The sequence below is a fragment of the Streptomyces sp. NPDC054956 genome, assembly GCF_053609185.1.
Genome location: NZ_JBSGXB010000344.1, coordinates 1 through 7,435 on the forward strand (window position 1 = coordinate 1; position 7,435 = coordinate 7,435).

At 74.7% G+C, this 7,435-nt stretch carries 7 protein-coding genes; 3 read left to right on the forward strand and 4 right to left on the reverse strand.

Features of this window, described 5'->3' with window-relative positions; translation table 11 throughout:
• The coding region (locus ACWGDE_RS33460) for a pyridoxal-phosphate-dependent aminotransferase family protein (RefSeq protein ID WP_453392813.1) at positions 1 to 1,040 on the reverse strand (1,040 nt) is incomplete at its 3' end.
• 139 nt (positions 1,041 to 1,179) lie between these two features.
• On the opposite strand from ACWGDE_RS33460, the gene ACWGDE_RS33465 reads away from it, so the two are divergent.
• Together ACWGDE_RS33465 and ACWGDE_RS33470 are read left to right on the forward strand one after the other, a co-directional pair.
• Positions 1,180 to 2,274: an amidohydrolase family protein gene (locus ACWGDE_RS33465; protein WP_453392814.1), complete on the forward strand. Its 1,095-nt coding sequence runs from the start codon at positions 1,180 to 1,182 to the stop codon at positions 2,272 to 2,274.
• A 283-nt stretch (positions 2,275 to 2,557) separates the two neighbouring features.
• Positions 2,558 to 3,457 carry an SCO1860 family LAETG-anchored protein gene (locus ACWGDE_RS33470; protein ID WP_453392815.1) on the forward strand — a complete coding sequence of 300 codons (900 nt, stop codon included), beginning with the start codon at positions 2,558 to 2,560 and terminating at the stop codon, positions 3,455 to 3,457.
• Positions 3,458 to 3,478: 21 nt separating this feature from the next.
• Here ACWGDE_RS33470 and ACWGDE_RS33475 read toward each other — a convergent pair whose 3' ends face one another.
• The 3 genes from ACWGDE_RS33475 to ACWGDE_RS33485 all read right to left on the reverse strand — a co-directional run bounded on the left by ACWGDE_RS33475 (position 3,479) and on the right by ACWGDE_RS33485 (position 6,519).
• Entirely contained in the window at positions 3,479 to 4,738 is a 1,260-nt protein-coding gene (locus ACWGDE_RS33475) for a CapA family protein (protein WP_453392816.1), read from the reverse strand.
• Positions 4,739 to 4,935: 197 nt separating this feature from the next.
• Complete coding sequence (gene cobC / locus ACWGDE_RS33480; protein WP_453392817.1) at positions 4,936 to 6,360, reverse strand: Rv2231c family pyridoxal phosphate-dependent protein CobC; 1,425 nt, start codon at positions 6,358 to 6,360, stop codon at positions 4,936 to 4,938.
• Positions 6,361 to 6,366: 6 nt separating this feature from the next.
• Entirely contained in the window at positions 6,367 to 6,519 is a 153-nt protein-coding gene (locus ACWGDE_RS33485) for a hypothetical protein (protein ID WP_453392818.1), read from the reverse strand.
• On the opposite strand from ACWGDE_RS33485, the gene ACWGDE_RS33490 reads away from it, so the two are divergent.
• On the forward strand, positions 6,520 to 7,347 hold the full coding sequence (locus ACWGDE_RS33490; RefSeq protein WP_453392819.1) for a ZIP family metal transporter: 828 nt from the start codon (positions 6,520 to 6,522) through the stop codon (positions 7,345 to 7,347). It abuts the gene before it with no gap.
• Positions 7,348 to 7,435 lie beyond the last annotated feature (88 nt).

Below are 7,435 nucleotides of genomic sequence, written 5' to 3' on the forward strand. Positions count from 1 at the left end.
GCCCCGGCCGGGGGCAGCGAGAGGGCCGACGCGAGGGCCGTCAGGCAGGCGTCGACCGTCTCCGGGGAGGCCGCCGTTCCGTAGTGGTTGACCCGGACCATCTCCCGGGCCAGGGCACCGCCGCCCGCCGCCAGCGGGGCACCGGGATCGGCCGCCAGGGCCTCGGCCACCACCAGGGAGGCCTCCGGGACCCGGAGCGTCGTGGCCACCGGAGCGGCCGCCGCGTCGAGACCGACGTACGGGGCGATGCCCAGCGCCGCCGCACCCGCGCGGGTCGCCGCCGCCGCGGCCGCGTGGCGGGCCGTCACCGCGGGCAGGCCCTCGGCCGCGATCCGGTCCAGGCAGGCCTCCAGCGCCAGCATCTCCAGCTGCGCCGGCGCGTGCGGCAGCGCCGCCCGACCGCCGTCGATCCAGCGCTCCTTCCAGTCGAGCAGCGAGAGGTACGAGCGGCGGGGCGCCGAGGAGTTCGCGGCGAAGCGGGCCCAGGCCCGGTCGGACACCGACACGGCCGAGACGCCCGCCGGGCCGCCCATCGCCTTCTGCGCGCCGATCACGCACAGGTCCACGCCCCACTCGTCCGGCAGCAGCGGCTCCGCGCCCACCGAGGCCACCGCGTCGAGCATGAACAGCGCCCCGTGGGCCCGTACGGCCTCGCCGATCTCCGCCACCGGGTTGGTGTTCCCGGTGGCCGCCTCCGCGTGGACCAGCGAGACGAAGTCGATCTCCGGGTGCGCGTCCAGGGCGGCGGCGACCTGAGCACCGGTGACGGCGGTGTCGAAGGGGACCTCCAGGTCCACCACGCTCGCCCCGCAGTCGCGCAGCCAGTTGCCGAACGTGGTCCCGTACGGGCCGGTGACGACGTTCAGCGCCGTGGAGCCGGGGCGCGCGCCCGAGCGGATGCATCCCTCCAGCGGCAGCAGCGCCTCGCCCTGCGTGATCACCACGTCCGCCCGGGTCCCGAGCAGCTCCGCCACCCCCCGCTCGATCGACGCGAACCGCGCGGCGGTGAGGGGTGGAAGGTCCAGGAGGGGGTGGTTCACGTGCTGCTCTCTTCGTCCGGGCTCGTCCGGAATCGTCCGGACCGACCTGGAGAGCCTAAGCGGTTCCGGGGGAGCGGGGCACGTCCGCGCGCCCCGCCTTCCCGAGACCCGCTGCCGGGCGCGCACGTACAGTGCCGCCATGAGCGACGACAGCGGTGTGCTGCATGTGAAGGGGCGGGTGCTGGTCGGACCCGAGGAGGTGCGCGACGAGCTCTGGGTGATCGGCGGCCGGGTCTCCTACGAGCGCCCGAGCGGGCCCGTGGAGACCACGGAGGTCGCGGGCTGGGTCCTGCCCGGACTGGTCGACGCGCACTGCCACGTGGGACTCGACGCCCACGGTCCCGTGGACGCGGGCACCGCCGAACGGCAGGCCCTGACCGACCGCGACGCCGGCACCCTCCTCATCCGCGACGCCGGTTCGCCGTCGGACACCCACTGGATCGACGACCGCGAGGACCTCCCGAAGATCATCCGGGCCGGCCGGCACATCGCCCGTACCCGCCGCTACATCCGCAACTTCGCCCACGAGATCGAGCCCGAGGACCTCGTCGCGTACGTGGCACGGGAGGCGCGGCGCGGGGACGGCTGGGTCAAGCTGGTCGGCGACTGGATCGACCGCGAGGTCGGCGACCTGACCGCCTGCTGGCCGCGCGCCGAGGTGGAGGCCGCCATCGCGGAGGCGCACCGCCTCGGCGCCCGGGTCACCGCGCACTGCTTCGCCGAGGACTCCCTGCGCGACCTGGTCGAGGCGGGCATCGACTGCGTGGAGCACGCCACCGGACTCACGGAGGAGACCATCCCGCTGTTCGCCGAGCGCGGGGTCGCGATCGTCCCCACCCTCGTGAACATCGCGACCTTCCCGAAGATGGCGGCCGGCGGGGAGGCCAAGTTCCCCGGCTGGTCGGCGCACATGCGCAGGCTGCACGAGCGGCGCTACGACACCGTCCGGGCCGCCTACGACGCGGGCATCGGGGTCTACGTCGGTACCGACGCGGGCGGTTCCCTGCCGCACGGCCTGGTCGCCGCCGAGGTCGGCGAGCTTGTCAAGGCCGGCATCCCGCCACTGGAGGCGCTGTCGGCCACGGCGTGGGCGGCGCGCGAATGGCTCGGCAGGCCGGGGCTGACCGAGGGGGCGCCGGCCGACCTGGTGGTCTACGCGACCGATCCGCGGGCCGACGTACGGGCGCTGGCGCAGCCCTCGCGGGTGGTGGTGAACGGCAATGTGGTGGCCTGAGCACCGGGTTGACGGGGCGTGACGTCGGCGGCCGCCCGGTCGTTGTGAACGCCCTGCCGGGGGAGTGCTGTCCGCAATGTCTGCGGCGGGAGGGAACTCCCGTTCCGGAAGAGGCGGATTAATTCGAACCTATGCATGGAAACCACCCTTTGGGGTGAACTCACGCCGGGTTGGCACCCGTTCACTCTCAGTGCGTAAAGATTCCGGGGTCGAGGCCGTCGGCGCGCGCAATGTCCCCCATTGGCGGCGCGACGGCTCCCATCTCCCTGGGGGTTCCACCAACTTGAACAGCAACACCTTCCGCATGCCCGTGGCCGCGCTCTTCGCCACGGGAGCGGTTGCCCTGCTCGCCGCTCCGCCCGCCTCCGCCACCGGTTCCCACCCGGGCGAGGGCAAGGCCGGCGCCGTCGTCCTGCGCACCGGACTGGACGTGGGCCTGCTCAACAAGACCGTGCACATCCCGCTGAAGGCGACCCTCAACGAGGTCAGCGCCCCGGCGGACGCGGCCAAGACGGCCCTGACCGTCACCCTCGACGGGGTCGAGGGCGGGCAGCCGGTGAGCGTCCTGCGCGCCGACGTCGCCACCTCCAAGGCCACCGCCGACAAGAACCGCGCCGAGGCGGAGGTGAACCTCGCCAAGGCGAAGGTGCACGTTCCGGGCCTGCCGGACCTGTCCCTGATCGAGGTGGAGAAGGTCACTTCCAAGGCCGTCTGCGCGGCGGGCGAGAAGCCGGTCGCCACCTCCAACGTGCTCGGCACCGTGACGGCCCTCGGCAAGAAGGTCACCCTCTCGGCGGGCGGACCCACCGGGATCGACGTGCCGGAGGTCGGACGGGTCAGCCTGGAGCTCTCCGCCACCGAGACCACCTCGTCCACGGCCGCCGCGACCGCGCTGCGGCTCAAGGTGTCGGTCAACCCGCTCCACCTGAACGTCGCGGAGGTGGAGGGCGAGATCGTGCTCGCCGAAGCCCGCTGCGAGTCCCCGGCCGGCCCCGCCCCCAGCCCCTCGGCGAAGCCCGACGTCAAGGTTCAGACGGGGACCTCGGAGACCTCCGGCACCCAGGCCAACCTCGCGGAGACCGGCGGCGGTTCGCTCACCCCGTACGTCACGGGCGGCGCGCTGATCCTGCTCGGCTTCGGCGGGGCCGCGCTGGTGGTGACCCGGCGCGGCAGGGCCTCGTAACCCGGGGGCGCGGGGCGTCCGTCAGCGCGTGGCGCGCGTCAGGCCCTGCTCCCCGGCGCCGCGCGACATCACGGCCTTCGTGACCTCCCGGTCGACGGCGGCGTACGCGCCGTCCCCGGAGGAACCGGTGGTGTCCGGTGCCTCGCACGAGGTGCAGACGACGCGGAACGGCGGCCGCATGTCCGAGTACTGGGTGAGGTACTCGGCCTTCACCACCTCCCACCGGCCCGGACGGCCGGCCGCCGGGGCGAAGGTGAAGCGGGGGATCGAGGACATGTTGCCCCGGGCCTTGTCGGCCTCGTAGAAGCTGGCCACCTGGTCGCCCATGCCGTAGACCACCCAGGTGCCGTTGATCTTCTCGTAGGGCTGCGGCACGTGGTTGTGCGTGCCGAGGATCAGGTCGATGTCGGGGAGGCCGTCCGTGCCGCGCGAGGCGGTCAGCGCGCGGGCCAGGTCCAACTGCTGCTGGTCGGGCGCCGTCTGCCACTCGGAGCCCCAGTGGACGCTGAGGACGACGACGTTCGCGCCGGCCGCCCGCGCGGCGCGGGCGTCGGCGACGATCCGGTCCGGGTCGATCAGGTTCACGGCCCAGGGCTTGCCGGAGGGGAGCGGGATGCCGTTCGTCCCGTACGTGTAGTCCAGCTGGGCGACCTTGGCCCCGCCGGCTTCGAGCAGCGCCGGGGCCTTCGCCTCCTCGGCGCTGCGGGCCGAGCCCACGTGGCGGACGCCGACGCGGTCGAGGTTGTCCAGGACGCGGACGAGGCCCTCGTACCCGTCGTCCAGGGTGTGGTTCGAGGCGGTGGAGCAACTGTCGTACCCGGCGTCCGCGAGGGCGTCGGCCAGTTGGTGCGGGGCCTTGAAGAGGGGATATCCGGTGTAGGGGCCGCCGGGCCGGCCGTACGGTATCTCGTGGTGGCACACGGCCAGGTCGGCGGCGGAGACGATCGGTTTGACCCCGGCCAGGATCTTCCGGAAGTCGTGGCCGCCCTGCTCCGCGGAGTCGGCGGCGGCCCGCTGGATTATGGACGGGTACGGGATGATGTCGCCGGTCCCGACGAGCGTGAACGGCTTCCCGGTGGTGGTGGCGGTCGGGGCCGCCGTGGCGCTCGGGCTCGGGCTCGGGCTCGGCGCGGGTCCCGGTTTCGCCCGCAGGTGCTGTTCGGCGGCCGCGCCGTCCTCCCCGCCGATGGTGAGCCGGGGCAGGCCGTACGCCGCACCGCCCACGAGGGCCAGACCGGCCGCGGCCGCCACCGTCCTGGCCGTCCTGCTGAACTTCTTCATCCCCGGACCCCCGCTGTCGCACCGGTCACCACTGCCTGTGGCGATCCTCGCGCAGCGCTGTGGGCCCCGCCATGCCCATCCGTACGGATCAGGGCCGTTCGGGTGATGCGGCCCGGTGCGGAGCGGCGCGGGGAACCGGCCGGGCCGGGGCCCCGTCGGCGGGCCTGCCGGTCGGCGGGCCGCGCCGGGCCACCGGGTCAGCGGGCGGCGAGGGCCAGGTCGAGGGCCTGGAGGAGGCGGCCGGTCGTGGCCCGGTCGCGGACCGCGAGGCGCAGCCAGGAGCGGTCCAGCCCCGGGAAGGTGTCACCGCGGCGGACGGCGAAGCCCAGCGCGCGCAGGCGCGTGCGGATCTCCGCCGCGCCCTCCACCCGGATCAGCACGAACGGCCCCGCCGCCGTACCCGCCACGGAGATCTCCTCGAACTCCGCGAGCCCGGCGAGGAGGTGCTCCCGGTCCACCGCGATCTGCCGGGCCGCGGCCTCCGCCTCGGCCAGCGCCGCCGGGGCCACGCACGCCTCCGCCGCCACCAGGGCCGGCGTGGACACCGGCCACAGCGGCTGCGCCGCCGACAGCTTCGCGATCACCTGCGGTTCGGCCAGCACGTAGCCGATGCGCAGCCCGGCCAGCCCCCAGGTCTTGGTCAGGCTCCGCAGCACCACCAGGCCCGGTATGTCCGTCCGCCCGGCCAGCGCCTCCCGTTCGCCCGGGACCGCGTCCATGAACGCCTCGTCGACGACCAGGATGCGCCCGGGCCGGGCCAGCGCGGCCAGCGCGGCCGCCGGGTGCAGCACCGAGGTCGGGTTGGTCGGGTTCCCGACCACCACGAGGTCGGCCTCCTGCGGTACGGCCGCCGGGTCCAGGCGGAAGCCGTCCGCCGCGCGCAGCACCACCCGTTCCACCTGGTGGCCCGCGTCGCGCAGGGCCGCCTCCGGCTCGGTGAACTGCGGATGCACCACCACCGGCCGGGTGGCGCCCAGCGCCCGCGCGATCAGTACGAAGGCCTCCGCGGCCCCCGCCGTCAGCAGCACCCGTTCGACCGGCAGTCCGTGGCGCAGGGCCACCGCCGCGCGGGCCGCCCGGCCGTCGGGGTACGCGGACAGGACGTCGAGCGAAGCCGCGATCCGCTCCTTCAGCCACTGCGGAGGCGTGTGCGACCGTACGTTCACCGCCAGATCGACCAGCTTCGCGCCCGAGTCCGCGACCTCCGCGTCCCCGTGGTGGCGCAGGTCGTGCGCGTGGGCCGTCGCGACCGCACAGGTCGCCGCCACCGACCGCCGCTTGGGTACGAGGAGTTCCCCGCCCCCGGCGAGCGCGGCGGCCTCCGCCACCGACGGGGTGCCGGTGGCGTCGCGCGCCGCGTCGGAGGGGTGCGGGACCGCGATGGCGGCCAGCAGATCGGCGGAGTAGCTCAGCAGCGGCACGCCGAAACGTTCCGCCGCACCCGCGATCCCCGCCTCCACCGCCTTGGCCTCCACCGTGGCCAGGGCCGTCACCGCCTCCGCCGACAGCCCGGCGCCGTGCAGGGTCTCCTCCACCAGGGCGCAGACCTCCGCCACGGACACCCCCGCCCGGCCGCCGACCCCGACCACCAGCTGCGTCGCGTACTCGCCCACCAGGTTCACCCGTTCTCAGTCGTTCTCGGTCGTCATGGCGGTCGTGGCCGTCATCGTGGTCGTCATCGTGTTCGTGTGCTCGGTCGTCACCGGATGCGTCAACCGTCCGTGCTCCGCCACCCGCGCGCGGAAGTGCGCGGGCGGCCGCCAGTCGGTATGCAGGGGCACATGGCCGTGATCGTGGCGTTGGGCGCGTTCCTGATGACCCTGGCGGGCGGATGGACGGCGCAGCGCGTCACCGACCGCCGCCACCTCGTGCTGGGCCTGGCCGGCGGGCTGATGCTCGGCGTCGTGGGCCTCGACCTGCTCCCGGAGGCCATGCGCGCCGCCGGTGATGAGGTCTTCGGCGTCCCGCTCGCCCTGCTGCTCTTCGTCGGCGGGTTCCTCGTCGCGCACTGCGTGGAACGTCTGCTGGCGGTCCGCCAGGCCTCCCACGGAGGCAGCAACGGGGACGGGGGCGGGGCGGCGGGCGGGGCCGCGGGGGGACACGCGCACGGAGCCGGCCACGGGCACGCGCACGGCGGCGCCCACGAGGCCCATGAGGACCACGGCGGCCGGGTCCCGCAGGTCGGCCTGACGGCGGCCGCCGCCATGGTCGGCCACAGCGTCGCGGACGGAGTGGCCCTCGGCGCGGCGTTCCAGGTCGGCGGCGGGATGGGCGTGGCCGTGGCACTGGCCGTGATCACCCACGACTTCGCCGACGGGTTCAACACGTACACCCTCACCCGGCTGTACGGGAACGCCCGCCGCAAGGCGCTGATGATGCTGTTCGCGGACGCCGCGGCCCCCGTCGTGGGCGCCGCGTCCACTCTGCTGTTCACCCTTCCGGAGGAACCGCTCGGGGCGTACCTGGGCTTCTTCGGAGGCGTCCTGCTGTACCTGGCCGCCGCCGAGATCCTTCCCGAGGCGCACCACAAGCACCCCGCGCTGTCCACGCTCATGTGCACGGTGGGCGGGGTGGCCGGGATCTGGCTGGTGGTCGGCCTCGCGGACTGACCGGTCCGGGCGGACCGACGCGCCGGGTCGGACCTGGGCGCACGGTCGGAGCGACCCGCCCGGTCCGAGCGACCCGCCCGGTCGGAGC

Bases quoted from the DNA above. Each gene is read 5' to 3' on its own strand.
- ACWGDE_RS33465 (WP_453392814.1), top strand. From the start codon at position 1,180: ATGAGCGACGACAGCGGTGTGCTGCATGTGAAGGGGCGGGTGCTGGTC.
- ACWGDE_RS33475 (WP_453392816.1), bottom strand. From the start codon at position 4,738: ATGAAGAAGTTCAGCAGGACGGCCAGGACGGTGGCGGCCGCGGCCGGT.
- ACWGDE_RS33490 (WP_453392819.1), top strand. From the start codon at position 6,520: ATGGCCGTGATCGTGGCGTTGGGCGCGTTCCTGATGACCCTGGCGGGC.